Origin of the sequence: Bacillus sp. S2(2019), assembly GCF_005144805.1 — a bacterium.
Lineage (GTDB): Bacteria > Bacillota > Bacilli > Bacillales > Bacillaceae > Bacillus > Bacillus altitudinis.
In genome coordinates this window covers 701371-726433 of sequence record NZ_SWFL01000003.1, presented here as the reverse complement: position 1 = coordinate 726433, position 25063 = coordinate 701371, and the positions used below count along the sequence as shown (strand labels likewise).

The 25063-nt window shown below is 41.3% G+C and carries 25 protein-coding genes; 5 read left to right on the top strand and 20 right to left on the bottom strand.

What is annotated here, in order from left to right:
• Window positions 1-301: 301 nt before the first annotated feature.
• Entirely contained in the window at window positions 302-1549 is a 1248-nt protein-coding gene (locus FBF75_RS14030) for a ribonuclease H-like domain-containing protein (RefSeq protein WP_136944854.1), read from the bottom strand.
• Between the two features lie 24 nt (window positions 1550-1573).
• A complete protein-coding gene (locus FBF75_RS14025) occupies window positions 1574-3820 on the bottom strand; it encodes a DEAD/DEAH box helicase (protein WP_136944853.1) in 2247 nt (748 codons plus the stop codon).
• Between the two features lie 160 nt (window positions 3821-3980).
• On the opposite strand from FBF75_RS14025, the gene FBF75_RS14020 reads away from it, so the two are divergent.
• A complete protein-coding gene (locus tag FBF75_RS14020) occupies window positions 3981-5099 on the top strand; it encodes an NADH-dependent flavin oxidoreductase (RefSeq protein ID WP_025207530.1) in 1119 nt (372 codons plus the stop codon).
• 50 nt (window positions 5100-5149) lie between these two features.
• On the opposite strand, the gene FBF75_RS14015 is transcribed toward FBF75_RS14020, so the two are convergent.
• Entirely contained in the window at window positions 5150-5656 is a 507-nt protein-coding gene (locus tag FBF75_RS14015) for a PTS sugar transporter subunit IIA (RefSeq protein WP_008344623.1), read from the bottom strand.
• 277 nt (window positions 5657-5933) lie between these two features.
• On the opposite strand from FBF75_RS14015, the gene FBF75_RS14010 reads away from it, so the two are divergent.
• Window positions 5934-6230: an Hsp20/alpha crystallin family protein gene (locus FBF75_RS14010; RefSeq protein ID WP_240692363.1), complete on the top strand. Its 297-nt coding sequence runs from the start codon at window positions 5934-5936 to the stop codon at window positions 6228-6230.
• A gap of 21 nt (window positions 6231-6251) precedes the next feature.
• Here FBF75_RS14010 and FBF75_RS14005 read toward each other — a convergent pair whose 3' ends face one another.
• The 3 genes from FBF75_RS14005 to FBF75_RS13995 all read right to left on the bottom strand — a co-directional run bounded on the left by FBF75_RS14005 (window position 6252) and on the right by FBF75_RS13995 (window position 7476).
• A complete protein-coding gene (locus FBF75_RS14005; protein WP_007500868.1) occupies window positions 6252-6704 on the bottom strand; it encodes a YppG family protein in 453 nt (150 codons plus the stop codon).
• A 108-nt stretch (window positions 6705-6812) separates the two neighbouring features.
• The gene (locus FBF75_RS14000) at window positions 6813-7193 is read right to left on the bottom strand and encodes a YppE family protein (RefSeq protein ID WP_231493314.1); all 381 of its coding nucleotides are present in this window, start codon (window positions 7191-7193) and stop codon (window positions 6813-6815) included.
• A gap of 49 nt (window positions 7194-7242) precedes the next feature.
• Complete coding sequence (locus tag FBF75_RS13995) at window positions 7243-7476, bottom strand: DUF5446 family protein (RefSeq protein WP_224558417.1); 234 nt, start codon at window positions 7474-7476, stop codon at window positions 7243-7245.
• A 196-nt stretch (window positions 7477-7672) separates the two neighbouring features.
• On the opposite strand from FBF75_RS13995, the gene sspM reads away from it, so the two are divergent.
• A complete protein-coding gene (sspM, locus tag FBF75_RS13990; RefSeq protein WP_017359731.1) occupies window positions 7673-7777 on the top strand; it encodes an acid-soluble spore protein SspM in 105 nt (34 codons plus the stop codon).
• A 23-nt stretch (window positions 7778-7800) separates the two neighbouring features.
• Here the strand turns inward: sspM and FBF75_RS13985 are convergent, their stop codons facing one another.
• The gene (locus tag FBF75_RS13985) at window positions 7801-8757 is read right to left on the bottom strand and encodes a DUF2515 domain-containing protein (protein WP_136944852.1); all 957 of its coding nucleotides are present in this window, start codon (window positions 8755-8757) and stop codon (window positions 7801-7803) included.
• Window positions 8758-8803: 46 nt separating this feature from the next.
• On the opposite strand from FBF75_RS13985, the gene recU reads away from it, so the two are divergent.
• Together recU and FBF75_RS13975 are read left to right on the top strand one after the other, a co-directional pair.
• On the top strand, window positions 8804-9439 hold the full coding sequence (recU, locus tag FBF75_RS13980; protein ID WP_017359733.1) for a Holliday junction resolvase RecU: 636 nt from the start codon (window positions 8804-8806) through the stop codon (window positions 9437-9439).
• 19 nt (window positions 9440-9458) lie between these two features.
• Complete coding sequence (locus tag FBF75_RS13975; protein ID WP_136944851.1) at window positions 9459-12146, top strand: PBP1A family penicillin-binding protein; 2688 nt, start codon at window positions 9459-9461, stop codon at window positions 12144-12146.
• A gap of 35 nt (window positions 12147-12181) precedes the next feature.
• Here the strand turns inward: FBF75_RS13975 and FBF75_RS13970 are convergent, their stop codons facing one another.
• The 13 genes from FBF75_RS13970 to bshA all read right to left on the bottom strand — a co-directional run bounded on the left by FBF75_RS13970 (window position 12182) and on the right by bshA (window position 25062).
• A complete protein-coding gene (locus tag FBF75_RS13970; protein ID WP_076822122.1) occupies window positions 12182-12691 on the bottom strand; it encodes a YpoC family protein in 510 nt (169 codons plus the stop codon).
• Entirely contained in the window at window positions 12688-13350 is a 663-nt protein-coding gene (nth, locus tag FBF75_RS13965; RefSeq protein ID WP_008344602.1) for an endonuclease III, read from the bottom strand. The genes FBF75_RS13970 and nth overlap by 4 nt, the downstream gene beginning before the upstream one ends.
• A 17-nt stretch (window positions 13351-13367) precedes the next feature.
• Window positions 13368-14072, bottom strand: a complete 705-nt coding sequence (locus FBF75_RS13960) for a DnaD domain-containing protein (protein ID WP_007500879.1) — start codon at window positions 14070-14072, stop codon at window positions 13368-13370.
• Window positions 14073-14369: 297 nt separating this feature from the next.
• Window positions 14370-15662: an asparagine--tRNA ligase gene (gene asnS / locus FBF75_RS13955; protein WP_024718525.1), complete on the bottom strand. Its 1293-nt coding sequence runs from the start codon at window positions 15660-15662 to the stop codon at window positions 14370-14372.
• Between the two features lie 116 nt (window positions 15663-15778).
• On the bottom strand, window positions 15779-16264 hold the full coding sequence (gene tseB, locus FBF75_RS13950; protein ID WP_017359736.1) for a cell wall elongation/penicillin-binding protein regulator TseB: 486 nt from the start codon (window positions 16262-16264) through the stop codon (window positions 15779-15781).
• A gap of 12 nt (window positions 16265-16276) precedes the next feature.
• Entirely contained in the window at window positions 16277-16447 is a 171-nt protein-coding gene (locus FBF75_RS13945) for a YpmA family protein (protein ID WP_008344594.1), read from the bottom strand.
• 132 nt (window positions 16448-16579) lie between these two features.
• The gene (gene dinG, locus FBF75_RS13940; RefSeq protein WP_136944850.1) at window positions 16580-19372 is read right to left on the bottom strand and encodes an ATP-dependent DNA helicase DinG; all 2793 of its coding nucleotides are present in this window, start codon (window positions 19370-19372) and stop codon (window positions 16580-16582) included.
• Between the two features lie 115 nt (window positions 19373-19487).
• Entirely contained in the window at window positions 19488-19871 is a 384-nt protein-coding gene (panD, locus tag FBF75_RS13935; RefSeq protein ID WP_017359738.1) for an aspartate 1-decarboxylase, read from the bottom strand.
• Complete coding sequence (gene panC / locus FBF75_RS13930; RefSeq protein ID WP_060832414.1) at window positions 19864-20730, bottom strand: pantoate--beta-alanine ligase; 867 nt, start codon at window positions 20728-20730, stop codon at window positions 19864-19866. The genes panD and panC overlap by 8 nt, the downstream gene beginning before the upstream one ends.
• Window positions 20727-21566, bottom strand: coding sequence for a 3-methyl-2-oxobutanoate hydroxymethyltransferase (gene panB, locus FBF75_RS13925; protein ID WP_076822129.1), 840 nt, complete (start codon window positions 21564-21566; stop codon window positions 20727-20729). Before panB ends, panC begins: the two co-directional genes overlap by 4 nt.
• 199 nt (window positions 21567-21765) lie before the next feature.
• On the bottom strand, window positions 21766-22749 hold the full coding sequence (locus tag FBF75_RS13920) for a biotin--[acetyl-CoA-carboxylase] ligase (RefSeq protein WP_076822131.1): 984 nt from the start codon (window positions 22747-22749) through the stop codon (window positions 21766-21768).
• On the bottom strand, window positions 22722-23924 hold the full coding sequence (locus tag FBF75_RS13915) for a CCA tRNA nucleotidyltransferase (protein ID WP_008344585.1): 1203 nt from the start codon (window positions 23922-23924) through the stop codon (window positions 22722-22724). The genes FBF75_RS13920 and FBF75_RS13915 overlap by 28 nt, the downstream gene beginning before the upstream one ends.
• A complete protein-coding gene (gene bshA / locus FBF75_RS13910; RefSeq protein ID WP_136944849.1) occupies window positions 23917-25062 on the bottom strand; it encodes an N-acetyl-alpha-D-glucosaminyl L-malate synthase BshA in 1146 nt (381 codons plus the stop codon). The genes FBF75_RS13915 and bshA overlap by 8 nt, the downstream gene beginning before the upstream one ends.
• Window position 25063: the final 1 nt, after the last annotated feature.

The window sequence follows — 25063 nt, the reverse complement described above, 5'->3', positions numbered from 1 at the left end:
CTCCTTGATTTTCTTACATTAACAATGTATGAATCAAGAGGTGTACATGTACTAATGCATTAACCTATTTTAAAAGTTTGCAAGAAAAACATCTTTATAGTTTGAAAAAACAAAAGCGACCAATATGACAACAAGAAAAAACAAGTAGAAAAGACCCTTATACATGCTCTACGCTCCTCATTCAATATCTAACGTTATTTTACAGGATTCGTGACTTTTCTACAATAAAAGTGCTAAACAATTTTTATTTTCGGCCGAGAGCCGAACGTTGTCATTTTTTGCGCTTTCCCAGGCAATAATTTCATTGCCCAGCTTTTCTTAAGAGCCGCTTTTCTCGCTTGTCAAGTTCCACAATGTCTCGTTCACTTAAAGACGATTGTGATAACAATGTTTGGGTAATGGAAAGGGCTGCTTTTGGATCTTTTTGACGGTGTTCTTCATACTTTGCAAGCTCTACACCCGCTTTTAATCTTACATGAACATCACTTGATTCAAATAGACGCCTCCATATGCATGCCGCTTCATCCCATTGTTTTAATCGCTTGTACTGTAATGATAGATCATAAGCTGCTTGATCCGCATGCTCAAACGCTGCTCCCGTTAATTCTTGCAGGTGCTTTGTTGCTTCCTGCACATCACGGTGAGCAAGATGCCACTTAGCTAATGCATATTTCTCATCGTCTTCCTTCACCGCATCTTTGGATAAGATTTTTTTAGACAAATGAATGTAGAGACTGATTAACGATAAGACATCAAGTTCATTGTGAGTCAAAATTCCTTCAATCAGTTTCGGGTTTTGTTCCTTTAAAAAGTGAAAATAGATCATTGGTGCGAGGAACCCCGGTGTATCTCCCTCTCGATTGACGTGCAGTTCCTCTTTTTCTACAACCGAAAGAGCCATACGCTCATATTTATGTTTCCACAATCTCCTTGACCCATGAAGAAGGTCAAAATGACCAAATTCAGGTAGAGCAGGTATTTGATCGCGTAATAATGTATGCCTCGTTTTGACTTGAGGCCAGTCAAATGATTTTCCATTATATGTTACAAGTGATTCGACATCCACCTCACTAAGAAAGCTTTTGTAAAGTGCCGCTTCATTTCCTGGATTCGTGAGCAGATGTTGTTTTACCACCACTTTATCTGAATAAACTCTCGCATGCCCAAGCAAAAAAATCATATTTCCCGTTCCGCCAGATAGTCCTGTTGTTTCTGTATCGAAGAAAAATAGCTCGTGAGGCTTGTAGCCTTTTGCAGAAAGAGAATGCTGAATCTCACTTTTGTTCCATGCACTCACCATCTCCGGCAGTTCTGCAAATGAATATCGCCCATGCTGATGGTCAAGTGGATAGGTCACTTCCCGAATGAGGCAGAAAGAGTCTTCAAAGTAGTAAGGAGCTGCACCTAATTCCCCCCACTCTTTTAGAAATGGAATGGTTTCAGCCGTCACAGTGTGCGTTTGTCCCTTTTTTACTGCCCCACGCTTTTCATCTGACTGATTGTGCGACAGGTGTTTTTTCATTCTGTTTAATTTTCCTTTTAATGACATGAGTAGGTCTATTCCTCCTTTCCCTTAAAATCCTGTCATCAATTGAATGATACTGCTTTTTCCATTGATCTCTTTCATTTCCATGCCAATACAAGATGGACAGCCGTTCTCGCAGCTGCATCGCTCAATCAGCTGAGTGGCTGCACGAGCAATTTCATCAAAGCGAGCCTGGACCTCTTTACTTAAACCGATTCCACCTGGGTAATGATCATATAAAAATACGGTCGGTTTCCCCGTATGGGCTGCCTTTATTTGAGAAATAACATGAATGTCTGAACGGTCACACATGACAAACGCCGGAACAATATGCTGAAGAACATTGGCAATACCGAGCAAGAGCTGTTCAAGTGTTTTTTCTTCAAATGTCCGCTCTGCTTCATGTAATTCAAACCAAGCAGCACTCGTATGAATCTCTTCTTCAGGTAAGTGAATCGGGCCGGAACCAATATTTTCACCGGTTGATAATCGAATTTTTTTGAAAATGGTCGGCATTGCATTGACGGTCACATCACCGTAGTGAACAGATACCGCTTCCTTCTCTGTTGTCTGATCAATTTCAAGCACCTTGAGCTGAACCGCTAAATTCGCATCTGTATAATATTCTACATCGACTTGTTTCACATAAGCCTTAAGATGCTCATAATCTAGCTTTTCCACTTGATACTGAACCCCTTCATGTAAATAAATCGCTTCATCATGAAGTAAGGTCATCGCACTGAATCGATCCATCTCCCCAATAATTCGAACGTTCGCTACATCGGATTGATCGACAATGACGACATTTTCCTGACTTGCAGATCTCAGACTGATGCCATGAGCCGGGAACGATTGATCTGACCAATAATAACGGTTCCCGCTGAAATGAAGAACCCCTTCTTCATGTAAGTATTGCAAAATTTCTTCTACTTCCATACCGCCAAACTGTTCATCTTCTCGAAACGGTAACTCGTAGGACGCACATTTTAGATGATCGACTAGGATGATAAGGTTCTCGGGATTGATTCTTGCCGATTCAGGTGGTCTGTTAAAGAAGTATTCAGGGTGTCTGACAATATATTGGTCAAGTGGCGATGAGCTTGCGACCATGATAATGAGTGCTTCCTCATGACGCCTTCCAGCTCGTCCAGCCTGCTGCCACGTACTCGCTACACTGCCAGGATATCCGGTCATGATACAGACTTTTAGCTGTCCAATATCTACTCCTAATTCTAGTGCGTTTGTGCTGACTACACCGAGAATGTCTCCTTCCCTTAAGCCTTTTTCAATCATGCGCCGCTCTTTCGGCAAATAGCCCCCGCGGTAACCACGGATCGATTTAGGACCAATTTCTTTTTTCACTAGTTCTTGAATATGACTTAGGATAACTTCAACTCTTACCCTACTTCTAGCAAAAACAATCGTTTGAATTTTTTCTTTTAAAAATGTTTTAGCGAGCTGATTCACAACACTGGCCGCACTTTGTCTAATATTTAATGGCTTATTGACGACTGGCGGGTTGTAAAAGACAAAATTCTTTTTACCGCTAGGTGCTCCGTTTCGTTCAATGAGATGCACCTTGCTTCCGGTCAGCTGCTCTGCAAGCTCTTTCGGATTCGCAATGGTCGCTGATGTACAAATAAAGGTCGGGTCACTTCCGTAAAATGCACAAATTCGCTTTAGTCTACGAATGACATTGGCGACATGACTGCCAAACACACCTCGGTATGTATGAAGTTCATCAATGACAATATACTTTAAGTTCTCAAATAAACTGACCCATTTCGTATGGTGAGGCAAAATCGCTGAATGCAGCATATCTGGATTTGTGATGACAATATGTCCTGCCTGTCTGACGCGCTGGCGAATCGCTGGGGAGGTGTCCCCGTCATAGGTTTCACTGTGAATTGGAACATCCATCTCATAAATGATTTCGTTTAATTCACTTTTTTGATCTTGCGCAAGTGCTTTTGTTGGAAATAAATAGAGGGAGCGGCTTGTCTGATCTTCTGCGATCGACTGAAGAACTGGCAGATTGTAGCAAAGCGTTTTACCTGAAGCTGTAGGTGTCACAGTCACCACATTTTCACCATCCATCACACGTTCAAAGGCTTCCTTTTGATGAATGTACAGTTCGCTCACACCTCTTTTTTCAAGCGCCACTTTGAGCCTGTCATTTACTCTTTCAGGAATTGGAGAAGTCAGTGCAGGCTTCGCTTCAATTTCATGCCAATGCTCGACCTGTTCGTCTTTTTTTAAATCTTCTATGAGTTCGTTCATTGTTTTCTTCTTCATCTGGTATCCACCTCTCATTCTAGTGTACCGAATATTTGTTTGCATGACTAGGCGGCAATTTTTTAATGCACCGCTTGTGAGCAAATATTTTGATGTGTTGTAACAATATCTATTACACTTCTATAGTGAAATGATTTTATCAAGGAAGAAGATGATCAGATTGAAAAACGAATTTAAGCCTTTATTTGAACCTTTTACATTCCCAGGGGGTGCCTCTATTGATGGCCGTTTAGTCGTTGCACCAATGACACACTTCGGTTCTCATGAGGATGGCACGATCTCAAAGGAAGAAATTGATTTTATTACCGCTAGATCAAGCGAAATGGGCATGGTCATCACCGCATGTGCAAACGTGACGCCAGATGGTAAGGCGTTTGAAGGACAGCCTTCTATTGCAAGAGATGAAGATATACCTGGCCTTCAAAAGCTTGCTTCTGCGATTCAAGCGAAAGGAACAAAAGCCATTATGCAAATTCATCATGGCGGCTCTCAGGCTCTCCCTCATTTAGTCCCAAACGGTGATGTCGTTGCGCCAAGTGATGTATTTAAAGATGGAAAACAAATTGCGAGAGCTTTGACAGAAGAAGAAATTCCTCACATCATCGACTCATTTAAAGAAGCAGCAAGACGCGCGATCCAAGCAGGATTTGATGGGATCGAAATCCATGGAGCGAATGGATATTTATTACAGCAATTCTACTCCCCGCATAGTAATCAGCGTACAGATCAATGGGGCGGAAGCGAAGAAAAGCGTCTCGCATTTCCAATTGCAGTAGTAGATGCAGTGAAAGAAGCAATCAAAGAACATGTAACAAAACCATTTATCTTTGGGTATCGATTATCACCTGAAGAACCAGAAACACCTGGTTTAACCATGACAGAAACATTTACTTTAGTGGACGTACTTAAGACAAAAAACCTTGATTACTTGCATATTTCTTTAATGGAGATTGACGCTAAGGCAAGACGTGGTGCTGATACAAGTAAGACGCGGATGGAGCTATTAAAAGAGCGCTGTGGTGACACGCTTCCACTCATCGGCGTCGGCAGCGTCATTACAGCTGAAGATGCACTGAATGCATACAATCAAGGGATTCCACTCATCGCTGTTGCAAGAGAAGTCATTGTTGATCCCGATTGGGCAGTAAAGATTAAAGAAGGCAGAGAAAACGAGATTGAAACCGTCATTAAACGCAGTCAAAAAGACAAGTACTTGATTCCAGAAGGTTTATGGACTGTCATGGAAGCAAGTAAAGGCTGGGTTCCAATGGAGGATTAATCTCCTCAATCAAAAAACTACCCTATCAACTCAGGGTAGTTTTTTTTGGATTATTTCATTTTCACTGTAAAAAGCTTGGACGTCTGCTTTTCTACAGAGCCCTTAGGTTCTTTGTCAAGATGTTCTACTAAATCACCATTCATGATGACAATTGGTGTCACTGTGCTTGCGGCTTTTTCTTCAATCAGCGCTAAATCACACGTAATGAGAGGATCACCTGCTTTCACTTTATCCCCTTCTTTTATGTGTGCTTCAAAGCCTTCACCATTTAATCCAACCGTTTCAAGTCCGATATGAATCAGAAGCTCAAGCCCTGAGAGTGTTCGAATCCCAATTGCATGTTTTGTATGGAAGAGTTGAATAATTTCACCATCTACTGGTGACACAATGGTGCCGTTTTTTGGTTTTACAGCTACGCCGTCTCCCATCATCTTTTGAGAAAAAACGGGATCTGGTACATCGGTCATATCCATTAACTCTCCATCAACTGGAGAATAAATGACTTCTTCCTTTACATCATCTTGGTTTTTTCCGAAACCGAATAATTTTTTCAGCAATGTTCATTTGCTCCCTTCAAGCTTTGCTTCTAGATCTATTCAGCGTATAAACCTTCACGCCCATACACCTTGCTTCATTCAACACTATTTAATCATAATTTTTTCCTCTCATCAATTAATAACCGCCTGAGCCCCTTTTGCATAGGCTGTAGATGAGAGGTGATTCAAATGAAACATGAAAGTGAAAAGAAACACGAGTTGTTAGCAATATGAAGCGATTGAACAATTTTTTGCATCATCGCCGTTTCACGACATTTTAAATAGTGCAGAGGCGCTGATGACCACGAGCCATTCACTTGCATCCATTACAACCGATGTGACAGAAGATGATCAATATGTATATATTGAGATTCGATTTCCAGACCATTTTGTCGAAGGTGATATCGCACTAGAAGTGAAAGCGCAATATTTACACTTATCGGTACAGGAAAAAATCAAAACAGACACGACTTCCTCCTATTCGAGCTTTACCAAAACCATTTTAATGCCTGCAAAAATAGATGAAACCAATATGAAGAGCGTTTGGAAAGATCAATCACTTCGTGTGACTGCGCCAAAACAAACAACCCAATAGATGTATATCTATTGGGTTTTGCTACGCTTTAAAAATACTAGTAAATCCTTTCGCCAATGAGCCCACTTGATTCATTGTACTCATCATTTGTCCAGCAGTATCAAACATTTTATTAAAATCGTATTGCCCATTCGTTTTTTTAAATTGTGACAGCACACTTTTAAATTGAGATGATTGCTGTTTTTGCGGCCTTGGCAAAGGATAAGGATTCATAGGCTGCTGCATAGGCATCATGCCCGGCGGCTGCATTTGCGGCTGATTCATTGCTTCAGGCTGCGACTGATAAGGCTGGAAGTTTTCCTGATATCCAAAAGGCGGCTGATAGCCTGCAGACGGCGGCTGGTTCATTTCACCTTGATATGGGGGCATGAAATATTCTGGAGGCTGCGGAGGCTGCTGCATATCTGGATACGGAAAAGGCCGTTGCTGAAATTGATTCATTTCATAAGATGGCTGGTTTGAATAAGGGAACACGTATCTCGCTCCTCTCGCTCTGAAAACATATTGAAGTCAATGATATATTATGTTCAGGTAGCAGAAGATGTGCCTACAGCAGCCATAAGAAAAACGCAGGCTGTTTCATCAGCTGCGTTTGTTGATTTCTTCTATTAAAAGGTTCAGTGTATAAATCACTGACTCAACTAAATTTTTCACACGAGGTGCATGCTGTTTGCCAAAATAAGATTGCAGCACAACCTCTTTTCCATTTTCTTGGACGGCTTCAAGCTGTTCTTGATGTAAGTATCTAGGTTTGGCCTGATGAATAAATGAGGTAGCAGCAGTAAGCCACTTTTCCATTTGCTGATCAAATTTGACAACGGCCGGTTGAATATCGTTGTAAAAATCATAAACTGGGTATTCCTCTTCTGCCTTTCCCTTTAGGTACTGCTCGTATGCTTCTTCGATCCACGTGATCAACTCTTGTGTATGTTTAAGTAATGTTTGATTATCCAAAGTGTTCACCTCTATGAACCATCCTATCAAACGTTTACTTATTGCTCAAATAGAAAAGCTATCCGGCGTGATATGCGGGTCTTGCCTGCAGCTTATACTCTGCTGCATGAATTTTCAATTCACATTCCTTCACTTCAGATTCAAGACGGTCAATGATTTGTTCTTGCTCCTCTACGGCAGCGTTTTTTGTTTTTTTGACAGCTAAAGACAGTTCTTCTTCCACCGCATCAATCTTTCGCTCAATTTCCTCTAACAACTGCATAATGGATTCTTTTGATACAAATTCGCTCATCATCAGATTCCTCCTTTATCATCTCTCGTTACATTCTCTTTTCTTTTGCTCCCTCCTTCATACATGACAAAACTAGAACTAAATCGCCAATCTAAGTGAAGATAAGCGCAATTTCTTCCATTTCGACACGTGCTTGTCCTTCTTTGTATGATCGCGTCCGATTGTGTAAATTCTAAGGACAAAGGAGGTAGATGTCATGAAAAAGCAGCAAGCACCAAAAGAGCAAAAAACAAAAGGGAAAGAAAACAGTACAGATCAGCTTGATAAAAAGCTCGGCGGCCCTAACCGTCCATCCACGTAAAAAAAGCAGGTACCCCCTGCTTTTTATTTATGCAAAAAATAGTGTTCTAATGAGAAAAGAAAACGAAGCTGCCTTTTTTTATGAAAATACCAGTCGGTCAGCTCAATTTGTTTTGGTAAACGCTCTGCTTCAAACAAGGATGGACTCAATTTCTTTTGAAACCAATCTTCCCTTCGATCGTCTAATGAATGTGTCATGACTGGATACACCGTTCTGAGGAAAGGGCTTGACCTTCGCGCAATCCCTAAAAACGGTTCAAAATCAAATCGAGATCCCGTATGCGGCACGGTATGCAAAAAATGATAAAAATCCGAAAACAAATCGGCTCGAAACAATAGTTTTGCTAGTTTTTTCCCTAACGTAATGCGCTCTTTTACTTGGGAAAACTTTCGTATGGTTAAGCCGTACAAATGCCCGTCTACTGTCGGAAAAACGACGGTTTGAAAATGTGCCCACTCGCTGAAAAGATATTGAATCGAGTGAAAAACATTCTTTTTCAGGAGAGGATTTTGTATAATAGGAGATTGTATAGTATATTGTTCATTTATGATGAGTGCATGCAGCAATCGCTCTGTGTCACGCTTTTGCCAAAATCGTTCCCATTCAGCGTTCATAAAACGTGACACACCGAAATGGGGCAGCAGATGAAATAAAGGTTTGCGGCACCTTTTTGACCATTCATACAAGAGAAGCTGCGGGTAAGCATCTGAAAAGATCAGCCAATTCGCTCTTTCATACGCTGTAAAGAACAGACGCCCTTGCTGATCCGTTAAACCCGGATGGAAGAGCTCGCCTTTTAAATCTGTCATCGACCATCCAGCATTTCTGGAGACAAAAGAAGCAAGCAGAGACCATTTCATCTCTGGATGACGGTCATAAAAGCGCTTGTACGCATTTGTCCTTGTCAGATTGTCCTTATTTTTCGCTTTCGTTTCATGTAAAATATGCTGGGTAATCATGTGCTCTTGTTGTGACAACATGGTGATCTCTCCAATACAAAATGCATTAAAAGGAGGCTGAAACTTGATGATTCGGTATCCTAACGGAAAATCGTATCAGCCCATTCAACAAATTGGGACAAAAAAAAGAATCAGCGGCGAATCATCTTATAGTAACCGCGGGATGACGCTTGAAGCTGACTTAAATGAAACGAACCAGTACTATTTGGTCAACGGGATCGCAGTCATTCATAAAAAGCCTACCCCTGTTCAAATTGTCAATGTGGATTATCCAAAAAGAAGCGCTGCTGTCATTAAAGAAGCCTATTTTAAACAATCCTCCACAACAGACTACAACGGGGTATACAAAGGGCGTTATATCGATTTTGAAGCAAAGGAAACCAAAAGCACCACCTCGTTTCCACTCAAAAATTTCCACGACCATCAAATTGAGCATATGAAACAGGTTGAAAAGCAAGGCGGTATTTGTTTTGTTATTATATCCGCATTTGGTTCCGTTTATTATTTGTCCGCTACTGACCTCTTCTTCTTTTGGGAGCGGCAGCAGCAAAACGGCCGAAAATCCATTAGCAAAGATGAATTAATGGAAGCAGGTCACCTCATGACACTTGGATATTCGCCAAGAATTGATTATATTAAAGTAGTGGAGACACTTCATTTTTCGGATGACAGCAAGCAACATTTACGTTCGAAAAAGGTTTAACACGAAAGGTTGAGATGTGATGTCTGATCAATTTACAAGTCGTGAACAGCGACGTAAAGCAAGTCAAGAAAACAATAAGAAGCAAAAGAACAAAAAAGGCAAAAAGAAAGCAGGTCTATTTAAAAAAATATTTTTATCTTTACTCGTGATCGGTCTTCTTTGTTTAGTAGCCGGAATCACAACTTTTGCCGTTTTTGCATCAAGCGCTCCTTCTATTGATGATAGCAAGCTAAAAACGCCGTATTCTTCAAAACTTTACGATAAAGACAAAAAAGTCTTTGCAGAAGTCGGGGCGGAAAAAAGAACGTATGTCTCAATTAAAGATATACCCGACGTGGTAAAAGACGCGTTTATTGCCACTGAAGATGCACGTTTTTATAAACACCACGGGATTGATCCTATCCGTATTGGCGGTGCTCTTGTCGCAAACGTCGAGGACGGTTTTGGCGCAGAAGGTGGAAGTACGATTACACAGCAGGTTGTGAAGAACTCCCTGCTTAACAATCAAAAGACGTTAAAACGTAAAGTACAGGAAGTATGGCTCTCGATTCAGCTTGAGCAAAAATACTCTAAAGATGAAATTTTAGAAATGTATTTAAACCGTATTTTCTTCTCTCCTTATGCTTATGGTGTTGGGAAAGCGGCTGAACAATTTTTCGGAGTAACAGATTTAAATAAACTAACTGTTGCACAGGCTGCCACACTTGCAGGTATGCCGCAAAGTCCTTCTGCCTATAACCCTGTGAAACATCCAGAGGCAGCGGAAAAACGCCGTAATATCGTTTTAGGCCTAATGAAAAAACAAGGCTATATTTCAGAGAAAGATTATGAGGAAGCAAAAGCAACACCTGTCAGCAAAACCGTTGTTTCAGCTGATAAATATAAGAGTCAAAACTCAAGTAAGTACTCTGCTTATATTGAAGAAGTCATGGAAGAAGTGCAGAAAAAAGCCAAAGTAGATGTATCAACAGATGGATTAAAAATCTATACTTCTCTTGATCGAAAAGCACAGGATCATCTGGATGACATCATCAATGGGGATTCAGCCGGATTTACGAAAGGTATGCAAGCTGGAGTCACCCTGCTAGATACACAAAATGGTGAAATTCGTGCCATTGGCGGTGGACGTGATGTACCAGCCGGCGGCTTTAACTATGCCACTGATGCAAAACGCCAGCCGGGATCTACAATTAAACCAATTTTAGATTACGGCCCTGTAATTGAAAACAAAAAATGGTCAACATATCAGCAAATTGATGATGCGCCTTATACGTACTCTAACGGTACACCAATTAACAACTTTGACAGAAGACACTTAGGGAAAATGTCGATGAGAAGTGCTTTGGCACAATCACGAAACATCCCTGCTTTAAAAGCTTTCCAAGAAGCTGGTACAGATAATGCTGTTCAATTCGCCAATAACTTAGGTTTGGACTTACCTTCTGACATTCCTGAGTCTTACTCAATCGGCGGATTTGACGAAGGTGTCTCTTCTCTTAAAATGGCTGGTGCATTTAGTGCATTCGGTAACAACGGATACTATAATGAACCGCATGCTGTAACGTCTGTTGAATTTAATGACGGAACGAAGCTTGACTTAACGCCAGACTCTAAAGCAGCCATGAGTGATTACACTGCATTTATGATCACAGATATGCTGAAAACTGCTGTACAATCTGGAACAGGTACACTCGCACAAGTACCGAATGTTCAAGTAGCTGGTAAAACAGGTACAACCAACTTTACACAAGATGATATTAATAAATACAACATCCCTTCTGGCGGGGCGAAAGATTCATGGTTTGTCGGTTACACGCCGCAATACACAGCAGCTGTGTGGACTGGAATCGGCAACTCAAAAGATGCAGACGGCAAAATGTGGCTTACGGATTATGAACAACGTGTTGCCAAAGTTGTCTTCCAGAAATTAATTTCTCAAATTGATGATGGAAGCGGCTCATTTGAAAAGCCAGACAGTGTCGTTGAAGCAACGGTTGAAAAAGGATCAGATCCAGCGAAGTTAGCTGGACCAAACACACCAAGTGATAAGAAGACAACGGAATACTTCGTCAAAGGAACTGTCCCAACAAAAGTTTCTGACACATATGAAAAGAAAGAAGCTGACAAACCATCTGACTTAAAAGCGGTGTATGATGAAGAGAAAAAATCGATTACACTCACTTGGGGTTATGATGACGATGCAGATGCAACATTTAATGTGAAGCAAGCGGTCGATGATGGCGGCTATAAAGATATTCAAAACAGCTCTTCTAAAGAAGCCGTCATCTCTGATGTGAAGCCAGGTTCCACCTATAAATTCCAAGTGACAGCGACTGTAGACGATGTCACAAGTAAAGCTGCTTCTACTTTCCTCACCATTAAAGATGACGAAGAAGAGGAAGAAAAAGCAGATGATGAGAACAAAGAAGAAGAAGAGCCACAGCAACCTGATGATGAACAGACAGATCAAACAGATGATAATCAAAACCAAGGTGGCACTGATGAGCAGAAGCCTGATGATAAAAAAGATCAAGGCGGAAATACAGAAAACGGCAATGGTGGTTCAAGTGATGGCTCAGACAGTACAAATGGAAACAGCAACTCACAGAGCGATGCCAATAAAGATAAAAAGAAAGACGACGAGAAAGCCAATTCTCAAAGCTCAAATACTCAGTCAAATTCTACTTCTCGCAAAGAAGACGAATAACAAAAAAGCACTTGCCCTATGTGGCAAGTGCTTTTTTAACGATTTTGTTTAAGCTTTCTGAGTGCTTCGTATTTTCCATACTGCTTTTTGAGCTCTGTGTATAACTCGTCCAATTGAATAAAGCAATGATATTGAGTAGGTTTAAGCAAAATAAACTCTAATCGTTCTGTCCAGTTAATAGGGGCTACTGGAAACGTCTGTTGTTTAATTTCCTCCCAATCAAAGGTTTGAAGCTTCTCTCCTTTGATCCAGTAAAACATTGCAATCATACTGACAATGCCTTGCAGCATATCATCCTCTTCACACCGAGATTTTCTCGTTTGAAAGCGAGGAAGCATGTTGTCTTTTAATTCATTCCACAGTTCAAACATCAAAGGAACAAATTCTTCCGTTTTCTGCCACGGTTGCTCATCTAGTAAAGGTTCTGAAGATAGATCAAATGCGAGTGGATTGTTTCTTAATATATCTTTTTTTTCGCCGCTTATCTCTACCTTTTTCTCTTTTAGCTTTTCGACATATGAGGTGAAAACAGCTGCTCCGCTCATGCCAGCTTCACCAGCCCTTTTTTCAGCCTCTTCTGCCCTTCTCTGCACATATCAAGAAGTGGACAAGATTCACACTGTGGCCGCTGCGCCTTACAGTGATATCTGCCGAAAAAGATGAGACGATGATGGGTTACGGACCAATCCTCTTTTGGCACCTTCTTCATTAAGGTTTGCTCTACCTCAAGAACAGAATCCTTCCAGCGGCAAATCCCAAGTCGTTTGCTGACACGCTCGACATGTGTATCTACTGCAATGGCGGGAATTCCAAAAGCGACAGACACAACGACATTTGCTGTTTTCCGTCCAACCCCTGGGAGCTTGATTAGCTCATCTCGATCTCTTGGCACTTCACCGCCATAATCTTCAATCAGCATTTGGCTTAATTTTTGAATGTTTTTTGCCTTATTACGATAAAGACCGATCGAACGAATATCCTGCTGCAACTCTTCAAGCGGCACACTTAAATAGTCTTCTGGTGTTTTATATTTTTGAAATAGATGTTTGGTCACTTTGTTCACTAAAACATCTGTACATTGCGCTGAAAGTGCGACAGCAATCACTAGTTCAAATGGATTGGAATGAACGAGCTCACACTCAGCCTCTGGAAACATATCTCCTATTATATCTAAACATTCATTGATTTGTTTTTTTGATAACATGCCTTCTCCTTTATTGGTTATTGTTCCAGCCAATTATAAAAAGGAACTTGTCGTTTATATGAAGATGTTTCTTCTTTTGAAGGTGGGGCTTTTTGCTGCGAACGGAAATGCTGGCTATGTTCTTTCGCTTCTTCCGCTGTTTTCAGCCCTTTCTTTTTCCACTCAAATAAAATTCGATCGATATAGCGGAAATTTAATTTTCCTGATAAAACGGCTTCTCTTAGAGCAAGACGAATCATCTCAGCATCATGATGGTCTTGGTCCATCCAGATTGAGAGTGTTTCCCCTTCAAGAGGAGAAAGTGGTCTGCCAAACTCATCTTCAAATAGCGCATATAAAGACTTTTCAGCCTGCACATGATTCTTTTGCAGGTCTTTCGCCTGTTTTGCTTCTAAAAAGTCATACAGCACACCCCATAAGGGTTCTACCGAGTATCGGTCATGCTGAATACCAGACCTGTCTTCAAACGGCTGGATCGAAATAAACCCTTTTTGAATCAGATACTGCACCATATAAGCACATTCTTCGGCCGAAATGGTCATACCATGTGAAAGCTCTTCAAATGTCTGAAAAAAGACACCTTGTTCTTCATTCATTTTAATCTTTAACATGACCATCATTTGTGATTCATTCAGTCCTAATTGCTCATAATGAGCAATCAGCAAATTAGGCAAACTGGTCGAACCCATTTTCTGCATATCTATAAATTGCTGCCTTTTCATCGGATACACCTCTTCACTTTCAGTATATCACGTTTTCTCATACGTGCTGTCCTTAAGACGTTTGAAAAAGCCTCCATATGTTGGAGGCTTTCAGCGTGTAGACAAACCCTCGCATTCTTTGTCAGTCCTGCGTGCTGGTGCTCACGAATGACAAATTCGCTCCGCGCCAGTACTCGTCCTTCCTAAACTGCAAAGGTTTTCTATCACGCTGAAAAGAAGACAAAGGGCTAAAATAAAGTTCATTTTAGCCCTTTGTCAACAATCTGAAAGCCTCCATATATTGGAGGCTTTCACGTCTTAAGGATATAAACGGTTTAATAATCTTGGGAATGGAATTGTTTCACGCACATGCGGCGCTCCGCTAATCCAAGCAACTGTTCGTTCAAGTCCAAGACCAAAACCTGAATGTGGTACAGAACCATATTGTCTTAATTCTGTGTACCATTTGTACGTTTCTTGATCTAATCCATGTTCTTTTAGTCTTGCTTCAAGCAGATCTAAATCATGAACACGTTCAGAACCGCCGATAATCTCACCATAGCCTTCTGGCGCAATTAAATCTGCACAAAGGACGACATCATCACGGTCTGGTGCAGGCTGCATATAAAATGGTTTTAATGAGGTTGGGTAATGAGTGATAAAGACTGGTTTATCATAGCTTTCGGCGATCGCTGTTTCATGCGGCGCACCGAAGTCATCTCCCCATTCGATGTCATCAAATCCTTTATCCTGCAAGAATTTAATCGCTTCATCATATGTGATGCGCGGGAATGGTGCTTTGATGTTTTCTAATTTTGCTGTATCACGGCCAAGTGTGTGCAGTTCTACTTTACAGTTTTCAAGTACACTTTGAACAACGTGAGACACATAATTTTCTTGGTACTCAAGGTTCTCATTAAATTCAACAAATGCCATCTCAGGCTCGATCATCCAGAACTCGATTAAATGACGTTTTGTTTTCGATTTTTCTGCTCTAAATGTTGGACCAAATGAGAATACTTTTCCGAGTGCCATCGCAGCAGCTTCCATGTAAAGCTGTCCACTTTGAGAAAGGTATGCATCTTCATCAAAATATTTAGTAGCAAACAGCTCTGTTGTTCCTTCTGGAGCACTTCCTGTTAAGATTGGCGGATCCACTTTCACGAAACCTTCTTGATGGAAAAACTCATATGTAGCACGAATAATTTCATTACGGATTTTCATAATGGCATGCTGTTTTTTAGAACGCAGCCATAAATGACGGTGATCCATTAAGAATTCTGTTCCATGTTCTTTTGGTGTAATTGGGTAATCTGTTGCTTCGTGAATCACTTCAATGGATTTCACTTGTAATTCAAAACCAAGTGGTGAACGCTCATCTTTTGTTACTTGTCCTGTGACATAGACCGATGTCTCTTGTGTCACTGATTTCGCAAGCTTAAAGACTTCCTCTTCCACCTCTGCTTTTACAACGACTCCTTGAATAAAGCCTGTCCCGTCGCGAAGCTGCAAGAATGCAATTTTCCCGCTTGAACGTTTATTGGCAATCCATGCGCCGATTGTTACTTCTTCATCGACGTGTTTGAACACTTGATTAATAGTTGTTTTCAACATATTTCCCTCCAAAGCCAGAAAGAAACTCACCTTGTTAAATAGGTGTGATTCTTTTTTCATACATTTTATTATAACCGTTCTAAATCAGCATGGTCAACGCAAGACAGAAGAAACTACGGTGTTAAATTTTTTTCCACTCGTCCTGTCGTAAAATCAACATAGCTGAAACTATATTGGCTGTTCTCATTTAAGTACGTTACTTCCCAAAGGAGGACGTCACCTTCTCTTGCTAATTGAACATTTTTCAGCTTAGAAATGGTGTTCTCCTTTTGAACGGCTTGTACTGCTTGGTTTGAAGTAATGCCTTCTTTTGCTTTTTTAGCAATGACTTTTTCTTTTTTGCTGGCAGGTACCCACACATAGATCGCTTCGTTTTGTTTGTTTTTACCTTCCACAATAAATTGCTTTTCTTTCCCAACAAAGGTATCCACTTGCTCTACTTGTGCTAATGATGCTTGCTTTTTTGCTCGTTCAATTGCTGCCTCATGACCTTCTTCTTTTTGACCCATGGCCATTTGATAAATCCACGAAAAGCTAATGATGCCAATGAGTAAAACGAGCGCAGCAACGGATGAAATAATCCAAACTATTTTTTTCATGTCAAGCTTCCCCTATGTGCGATATATGGTAAATATCGCTTGATTTTGATCTTCTTGATCTAATGCTAATCCAAACATAAGATCTTCCCTTTTAAGCGTTCTGTTCAGCAAATCGACGATTTTGTATAGGTCTTCTGAATGCTTAATTTGAACAGTTGAAAGTACCTCTATTTTACTTTCCACTTCTAATTCCTCCTCGGTACGTAAATATTGTTAGTCATACTTTTCAATGTGAGAACCGATACTATTTTTACAACGGAACATAAAAAGCCGTTACGATAAATTAACTCCAAACCCACACCAGTGAAAGGCCGCTTATGACAGCGGCTTTTCGTTGTTAAGCTTTTCTATATAAGCCTCAAGCGACTCTTTGGACATCTCGTGAACTGGCGCATGATGAAGTGATTCTAAAAATAGTTTTCCATACGAAGCGGTTTTCACTCGGCGGTCTAAAATCAGCAATGTTCCAATGTCTTTTTCCGAGCGCAGCAAGCGGCCGGCTCCTTGCTTAAAAGTTAACACAGCTTCCGGGAGAGCGACGGCTTTAAACGGATTCTTCCCCTGTTTTTTTGCCGCTTCGCATTTTGCTTCAATGAGCGGAGAATCAGGCGGTCGGAAAGGAAGCCTTGCCATAATGACGGTCGTTAGCTCTGAGCCAGGAAAATCCACACCTTCCCAGAAAGTCCCTGTTCCTAGCAAGATGGCTTGCTTCGCCAATTTGAACATTTTTGTCAATTTTACAGGGCTCCCGCCTGTCAAACCTTGAGCAAACAAGGCCGATTGCATACCTTCTGATTTCAGCTCTTCATACACTGCTTTTAACATCTCATGTGAATTAAATAACACCAATATTTTCGCTTGATCCTGCTTTTCCATGATCTTAATATATGTTGCAGCTTGCTTCACATAATCGCGTTCATCACGGTTTGTGATCGGCGGCATGTCAGCCGGTACAACGACCTTAAGCTGTTTTTCAAGTTCAAAAGGTGAATCAATTTGGACAAGGTGTGGGTAAAAATCTTGCAGGCCAAAACGTTCCAAGCAATAATCAAAGCGTTGATTGATGGTAAGCGTCCCTGATGTGAGGACAACGCTTTTTTTGTTCATGAAGAACCGATCAGCTAGCAGCTCCCCTGTATCTAGCGGCTGCGCGTGCATAAAGACAGCATTCTTGGCACCCTTTGCATCAATCTCAATCCAAACGGTTTCATCATTGTTTGGTTCAAAGATAAACCGGTACAGCGTACTGCAGAATGTCTGCATAAACGACATCACTTGATCGTATTCTTCTGCTTCAAATGCAAACTGATCTATGAACTGATCACTTTTGTGAAGCAGCTCATTTTTTTGCTGCTCATACAGTTTCTCACAAGCAATCAATAATGAACAAAGCTTACTCGCTGATTCTTTAATTCGGACCCACTGAGCATGTTTTGAATGATGACGGACTCTATGAATGAGACGATTGATGTCCGCTTTTGGTTTTGTCCTTTTGACAAAAGAATGTACGGTACTAAAAAATGCGTCACTTTCCATCTGAAGCTGCTGAAGATACTCGTCCATTTCAATAAAGGTGTCAGTTGATAAACCTGCCTCATGAAATCTCTTTTTCAATTTCTTAAGCAGCCCGCCATGCAAAGAGCCAAGTTGCGTTAATTTCGCATGAAGCTGGATATAAGACGCACTGTCACCTAGCGTTTCATTGGCTGTTTTTTCAAATTGGTGGGCCTCATCAATCACATAGACGTCTGCATGCTGAAAGATAGAGGCTCCTTCCGTTTGGGATAAAAGCAGACGGTGATTCGTCAAAATTAAGTCAGCGGTTTGAGCCTTTCGTTTAGCTCGTTCATAAAAACAATGTTCTTTAAAACGGCGTTTTTTCGATGTAAATGGCATGTGTACACAGGAGATACGGTCTTTTATATTTACAGCTCCTGACGGTAAATTCAGTTCAGACAAATCACCTGTTTCAGTGACAAGGAGCCACATTAAAATTTGCGCTTTTGTTAAGACAACATCATAGTTATCATCTTCCTCATGCAGGACATGCTCAAACTTATCTAAACAAATATAATGTGCCCGCCCTTTAAACACACAGGCGGCTGGCTCAAATGGGAGCAATTGCTTGAGTAGCGGAACATCGCGCTGAAGCATTTGCTGCTGCAGTAAAATAGAATATGTACTGATAATGACAGGTTTTCCTGATTTCTTTGCTTCTAAAGCAGCCGGTATAAGATAAGCGAGTGTTTTCCCGATTCCTGGCGCCGCTTCAATTAACGCATAAGCTCTTTCATGGAACGCATCTCTTACTTTGTTCATCATCGTGAGCTGGCCTTCTCTTACTTCATAGCCTTCTAATGTTTGAGGAAGTTTCTCTTTTATCTCCTCAAACAGCTGCTCGTCGTCAGCGCCTACTGCATATGTCGATTCAGTGATCGGATTGGTCACATCTTTCACAGCAAAAGATCCTACTTCTACAAGCGAATCATCTTGACTCGTGTGATTGGTTTCAAGCTGCTTAATTAAAAGTCCTATATCACTTAGAAGATAAGAGGATAATCTGCGCAGCTGTTTTAACACATTTGGCGGTGTATTCCTTAATTGATGTAATAAGGTTAAAAATAACATGGCAGTAACTTCCGCATCACTATCCGCCCTGTGCGGGTGGTCATGTGGAAGCATGAGCTCTTCGCTTAATTCAGTTAACTTATAACCTTCAAGCTCAGGATAAAGAATTCTAGAAATTTCAACCGTATCAATCACTAGCACATCCAGCTCATTTTTCCCGCATGCTTTTAGTTCATCGTTTAAAAAGTTCAAATCAAAATGAACATTGTGCGCAACAAAATAAGCGCCCTGTATGAGATCATACACCTCTTGGGCAATGTCCTCAAAAAACACCGCGTCATCAACCATGTGCTGTTTAATACCTGTCAGCTGTTCAATAAATCCAGGAATCGTTTTCCCTGGGTTCACATATTTTGAATACCGTTCGACAATTTGTCCATTTTCAATGACCACCGCAGCAATTTGAATGATTTTATCACCTTTTTTTGGTGAATTCCCGGTGGTTTCAATATCAACGACAACAAACCTTTGATCGGTCATAAAATGGACACCTCAATTCCTCGTTCCACTCATAGTGAAACACACTCTGGGCAATATAGCTGAAACAGAACAGCTTCCTTATGATGAAACTGTTCTGTTTCCATGTGAGCGTGCGTTATAAAATCGTTCTCGCAGGCTCTTGCCCAATCATTTGTTCAATTTGATTTTGTTTATTTAACACGACCACTTTAGGTGTGTGCGATTTCGCTTCTTCCTCTGACAACATCCCATAAGCGATAATAATGACTTCATCTCCTGGCTGAACCAATCTTGCTGCCGCACCATTTAAACAAATGACACCGCTCTTTCTTTCTCCAGGGATAATATATGTTTCAAGTCTAGCACCATTGTGATTATTGACAATTTGCACTTTCTCATTTGCCATCATGCCTGCCGCATCAAGCAAATCTTCGTCGATGGTAATACTACCTACATAGTGTAAGTTTGCTTCAGTCACTGTCGCTTTATGAAGTTTCGAGGTCATAAAAGTTCTATACATGTTTTTCACCGCTTTCAGGAACATGGAAAATCACATTATCAATCAATCTTGCCCGGGAGAACTTCACAGCAATGGCAATGATCACTTGCCCCGTTAAGTGCTGAAGGGGTTCAAGCTCTGGATAGGAGTAAATGTCAATATAATCGATTTCCCCACTCGTTTGAAGAATCTCCTCTTCCACTAATTGATAAATACGATTTACATCATGTTCACCCTTTTCTACAGCTGTCTGTCCTTTTTTTAATGCCCGGTATAAAGCAGGTGCTTCTTGCCTTTCTGTTTCAGACAAATACACGTTTCTTGAACTTTTCGCTAAACCGTCTTCTTCTCGAACAGTAGGAACAGACACAAGGTGAAGATCAAAAAAGAAATCCTTGATCATCGCATCGATAACAGCGACTTGCTGTGCATCCTTTAGACCAAAGTATACATTGGTTGGTGCGACAAGGTGAAACAGCTTTGTCAGCACCGTGACAACGCCGTCGAAGTGTCCTGGGCGTTTCTTCCCGCATAAGACGTCTGTACGCTTTTGAACAGTCATCGTAATCGATGGCTCATCTTTGTACATTTCCTTCACATCAGGTGTAAATAATATATCTACTCCAGTTTCTTTGGCAAGACGCTGGTCTCTTTCCATATCTCTTGGATAGGATTCAAAGTCTTCATTCGGTCCAAATTGCAATGGATTAACAAAGATGCTCATCACTACGATGTCATTTTGATCTCTTGCTTCTTTTGCAAGCGTAAGATGTCCTTCATGAAGGAAACCCATTGTAGGGACAAATCCAATGGAATGCTGCTTCTTTTGATGCTGCTTGATCATGTCTTTTAGTTCATGAATATGGGAGACAACCTTCATTCCTTGATCCCCCCATATAAACCATCAAGGACTTCTTCTTTCATATGAAAGGTATGAACATCCTCTGGGAATGTGCGTGCTTTTACTTCTTTTGTATATTGTATGAGCGCTTCTTCTAATACAGCATCGATTTGCGCGTATTGTTTCACAAATTTAGGTGTTCTAGACACACCGTACCCTACCACATCATGGTAAACAAGAACTTGTCCATCTGCTTCAGCCCCTGCCCCAATTCCGATCACAGGAATCTTTAGCATGTCAGTAATCCGTTTTGTCAGTTCACCAGGTACACACTCTAACACAAGAGCGATGGCACCTGCTTCCTCACATTTCAGACTATCTTCAATCAACTTCTGTGCACTCTCTTTGTCTTTTCCTTGCACTTTATAGCCGCCAAGGACACCGACTGATTGAGGGGTGAGCCCTAAATGGCTTACAACAGGAATACCGCCTCTTGTAAGTGCTTGGATGGATTCAAATACTCCGTCTCCACCTTCAAGCTTTAATGCATCAGCACCGCTTTCTTGCATAATGCGTGCTGCATTTTTCATCGTTTCTTCTAATGAATAATGATAAGACATAAATGGCATATCCGTCACAACAAATGTGTCTTTTGCTCCTCTTTTGACTGCTTTTGTGTGATGAATCATATCATCCATCGTCACTTGCACTGTGGAATCAAGTCCAAGGACAACCATCCCAAGTGAGTCACCAACTAAGATCATGTCGACTTCCGCTTTTTCCGCTTGCTTTGCAGCTGGATAGTCGTATGCTGTCAGCATCACAATAGGTTCGTTTTGTTCTTTCATTTTGAAAAAATCTAACTTTGTCTTCATTTGTTCCTCCTCATTCTGGAGAGGAGATGGCTTGTCTGATCTCACACGTTTTTATCTCTCATGTGCAGACGAATCATCCCTCTGTCCAAGTCCCTTAGGATCAAGGCAGAAATTTATCGAATTTTTCTTCCTAACAGGTACAGTTCTTTTACAGATACTGCCCACACGAAGTATATCAAAAATGTGCCGGGTGTTCCACTTAAGTTGACTTGATCTCAATGTCAGCGGAGTAGATGTTTTGGATTCCGCCCTCCGTTTCGAGTAAGAGAACGCCTTCATCATTAATCCCAAGCGCCGTTCCAACATATTGTCCATTGACGGTGCGTGCGATGATACGCTTTCCAATGGTCATCGCATACGATTCCCATAATTGTTTGATCGGAGCAAAACCATAAGTCATATATTCATCATACCTTTTTTCAAAGGTGGACATGATGGTTTGAATCAATGCCGCTCTGTCTACCTTTTCACCCAGTTCCATTTGCAAACTCGTCGCAACATCCTTTAATTCTTCAGGAAAATCATTAGCCGTCTGATTCACGTTAATGCCTGGACCAATAATGACTGCGTGAACCTGATCAGCTTCTGCTTTTAATTCAGTCAAAATACCAACGACCTTTTTTCCGTTTAGCAAAATATCGTTTGGCCATTTGATTGATGGACTGAGACCCGTTTGCTGCGCTATGGCTTCAGTGATGGCGACAGATGCTAAAAGCGTCATTTGCGGCGCTTTGTGCAGCGGTATTTCCGGCCGGAGAATCAAACTCATCCATATGCCTGTCCCATTTGGTGAATGCCACGTTCTTTGAAGGCGTCCTTTTCCGTTTGTCTGATGATCACTGACAACAAGCGAGCCGTGCGGGGCTCCTTTATTAACGAGGTCATGGGCAATGATCTGAGTTGAGGCGACTTCTTCTTGAAAGTAAATATGCCTGCCAAACAGCTCTGTTTCCAAACCAAACAGAATTTCGTCTTCACTAATTTTGTCCGGTTTACGAAGCAGCCGGTATCCTTTTCTTCTGACCGCTTCGACCTCATATCCCTCTTTTCGCAAATCCTCTATATGCTTCCATACCGCCGTTCGGGAGCAGCCAAGCTCATCACATATTTGCTGGCTTGAGACAAAATCTTGCTCAGATGCTGTAAATAGTTCAATTAATCGTTTTCTAATCGCTGATCGCACGCTATGAGCCACTCCTCTATGGCTTCTTTTCGGTTTTCAAGCTGGTTTTGCAAAACGGCTTTTTTTACAGAAGCAAGCTCTTCTGCAATCCATTTACCAGCTGGCTTTTGCCGAAAGGCCATCAAATCTTTTCCTGACACTGCAAGGTCTTGAAGCTGTTTAATAGGCAGCGCATCATATGAACGTTTCGCCGCCTCCAGCTCATCAAAGAAAATGCGGCGCTCATGTTTGAGCTGCGTGATTTTCATACTAGAAAGCAGGACATGTTCACCAGCTTCAAACATTTTTTCCGCATCCCAGTCACAATCAACATATTTGCTAATGGCAACGGCTTCTTTTAAAAGTTTCGTTGATAACTTCCATTCTTTTAAAAAGGACACCGCCTCCGCCTCATCTAGACCAAGTAAATGGATAAAGGCTCCCCACACCTCATCTAACCCATCCAATAAATAATACGGGAAAGCTTGGAACGTTTCATTCAGCTGATCCTTTTTGAGGCCAGGCAATTCTTCATACAATTTGGTGGAGATGAGCACCTTGATGGCTTGCTCACAGTAGCGTCCTTTTAAAAGTTTTTCCATTTCGATCTTTTTGCGTTCAACTGATATATTAGCAAGCAGATGTTTATCTTTTTTCATTGCTTCTTCCGTCTCTTTAGAAAGCTCAAACCCGAGCTGGCTTAAAAACCGCACCGCTCTCATCATCCGAAGCGCATCTTCTTGAAAGCGGCATGCAGGATCTCCAACCGTTTGAATTCGTCTTCGCTTAATATCCCGCTTGCCGCCTACATGGTCAATGATGTCACCATGAATATCCATGGCCACTGCATTGATCGTTAAATCTCTTCTTAAAAGATCTTCTTTTAGTGATGAAATAAACGCCACTTCTTTAGGCCGGCGAAAGTCTTCATATTCTGATTCAGTCCGAAACGTAGTGACCTCATAGCTGACCCCGTCAAGTAACACAATAACAGTGCCATGCTCTTTGCCGACATCTACTGTTTTATCAAATAAAGACTCCACCACATCAGGTGTGGCATCTGTCGCAATATCGATATCCCCAATTTCCCTGCCTAAAAGGACATCTCTCACCGCACCGCCGACAAAATAAGCTTGATACCCATGTTCGTGCAGTGTATGTAAAATAGGGATCGCATGTGTGAATGGTTCATTCATCTTCAACATCACCTTCGATCATTTCTAAGTAAAGCTCTTCATACTCTCTCACAATTTTGTCAGAAGAGAAATTGGCTTCCACACTAGACTGGGCTGCCATCGATATTTGCTGATGGAGCGCATTGTCTTTCAGAATAGTGATGGCATGTTTTGCTGCTCCATCTACATCACCAAGCGGAACAAGGAATCCTGTCTCTCCATGTGCAATCACCTCTGGGATTCCTCCAACGTCTGTTCCTATACAAGGTACTCCGCATGCCATTGCTTCAAGTAGTACAAGACCAAAACTCTCTTTCTCAGAAAGCAGCAGCTTCAAATCACTAATCGAATAGAGCTCCTCCACCTTCTCTTGCTTTCCTAAAAATAACACGCGGTCCGTTAATCCAAGCTTTTTCACAAGCTCGCAAACAACCGATTTTTCAGGTCCGTCCCCAATCAGTAGCAGTTTTGCATTCACCTGTTCAGAAATCTGTTTAAACACATGGATTACGTCATGCACCCGCTTCACTTTACGGAAATTTGATACATGGATGACGACCTTCTCATCCTGCAGAAGACCATAATGCGTCTTCAGCACTTCGTGATCTTCACGCAAATATACGCGCTCATCGACGAAATTATGGATCGTATCAATTTTTTTATTCGGTTTAATCAGATCGTATGTCTGCGCAGCTAATGAATGTGATACAGCCGTTACGCGGTCAGATGATTCGATCGCAAACCGGATAACTTCCTTTAAAGATGGATCATAGCCTAAAACCGTAATATCCGTCCCGTGAAGGGTGGTGACGACTTTGACAGACTGTCCAGTCATTTGTTTGGCTAAGAACGCACAGACAGCGTGAGGGACCGCATAATGCGCATGAATAATATCAAGCTTCTCTCGTTTTGCCACTTCTGCGAGTTTACTTGCCAGTGCAAGGTCATAAGGCGGATATTGAAACACAGCATATTGAGTGACATCCACCTCATGAAAATAAATATTCGGATACACTTTATTGAGTCTAAACGGAATACTCGAGGTAATGAAATGAACATCGTGCCCTTTTTCAGCTAAACGTTTTCCAAGCTCTGTGGCAATAATGCCCGAACCGCCAACACTCGGATAACAAGTGATTCCGATCTTCAATTTTTTCATA

What these genes read in the sequence shown, in the direction of transcription:
- FBF75_RS14030 (WP_136944854.1), bottom strand. Translation starts at nt 1,549, where the DNA reads ATGTCATTAAAAGGAAAATTAAACAGAATGAAAAAACACCTGTCGCAC.
- FBF75_RS14025 (WP_136944853.1), bottom strand. Translation starts at nt 3,820, where the DNA reads ATGAAGAAGAAAACAATGAACGAACTCATAGAAGATTTAAAAAAAGAC.
- FBF75_RS14010 (WP_240692363.1), top strand. Translation starts at nt 5,934, where the DNA reads ATGACCACGAGCCATTCACTTGCATCCATTACAACCGATGTGACAGAA.
- FBF75_RS13995 (WP_224558417.1), bottom strand. Translation starts at nt 7,476, where the DNA reads ATGAGCGAATTTGTATCAAAAGAATCCATTATGCAGTTGTTAGAGGAA.
- sspM (WP_017359731.1), top strand. Translation starts at nt 7,673, where the DNA reads ATGAAAAAGCAGCAAGCACCAAAAGAGCAAAAAACAAAAGGGAAAGAA.
- FBF75_RS13985 (WP_136944852.1), bottom strand. Translation starts at nt 8,757, where the DNA reads ATGTTGTCACAACAAGAGCACATGATTACCCAGCATATTTTACATGAA.
- recU (WP_017359733.1), top strand. Translation starts at nt 8,804, where the DNA reads ATGATTCGGTATCCTAACGGAAAATCGTATCAGCCCATTCAACAAATT.
- FBF75_RS13975 (WP_136944851.1), top strand. Translation starts at nt 9,459, where the DNA reads ATGTCTGATCAATTTACAAGTCGTGAACAGCGACGTAAAGCAAGTCAA.
- FBF75_RS13970 (WP_076822122.1), bottom strand. Translation starts at nt 12,691, where the DNA reads ATGAGCGGAGCAGCTGTTTTCACCTCATATGTCGAAAAGCTAAAAGAG.
- nth (WP_008344602.1), bottom strand. Translation starts at nt 13,350, where the DNA reads ATGTTATCAAAAAAACAAATCAATGAATGTTTAGATATAATAGGAGAT.
- FBF75_RS13960 (WP_007500879.1), bottom strand. Translation starts at nt 14,072, where the DNA reads ATGAAAAGGCAGCAATTTATAGATATGCAGAAAATGGGTTCGACCAGT.
- tseB (WP_017359736.1), bottom strand. Translation starts at nt 16,264, where the DNA reads ATGAAAAAAATAGTTTGGATTATTTCATCCGTTGCTGCGCTCGTTTTA.
- dinG (WP_136944850.1), bottom strand. Translation starts at nt 19,372, where the DNA reads ATGACCGATCAAAGGTTTGTTGTCGTTGATATTGAAACCACCGGGAAT.
- panD (WP_017359738.1), bottom strand. Translation starts at nt 19,871, where the DNA reads ATGTATAGAACTTTTATGACCTCGAAACTTCATAAAGCGACAGTGACT.
- panC (WP_060832414.1), bottom strand. Translation starts at nt 20,730, where the DNA reads ATGAAGGTTGTCTCCCATATTCATGAACTAAAAGACATGATCAAGCAG.
- panB (WP_076822129.1), bottom strand. Translation starts at nt 21,566, where the DNA reads ATGAAGACAAAGTTAGATTTTTTCAAAATGAAAGAACAAAACGAACCT.
- FBF75_RS13915 (WP_008344585.1), bottom strand. Translation starts at nt 23,924, where the DNA reads ATGAATGAACCATTCACACATGCGATCCCTATTTTACATACACTGCAC.
- bshA (WP_136944849.1), bottom strand. Translation starts at nt 25,062, where the DNA reads ATGAAAAAATTGAAGATCGGAATCACTTGTTATCCGAGTGTTGGCGGT.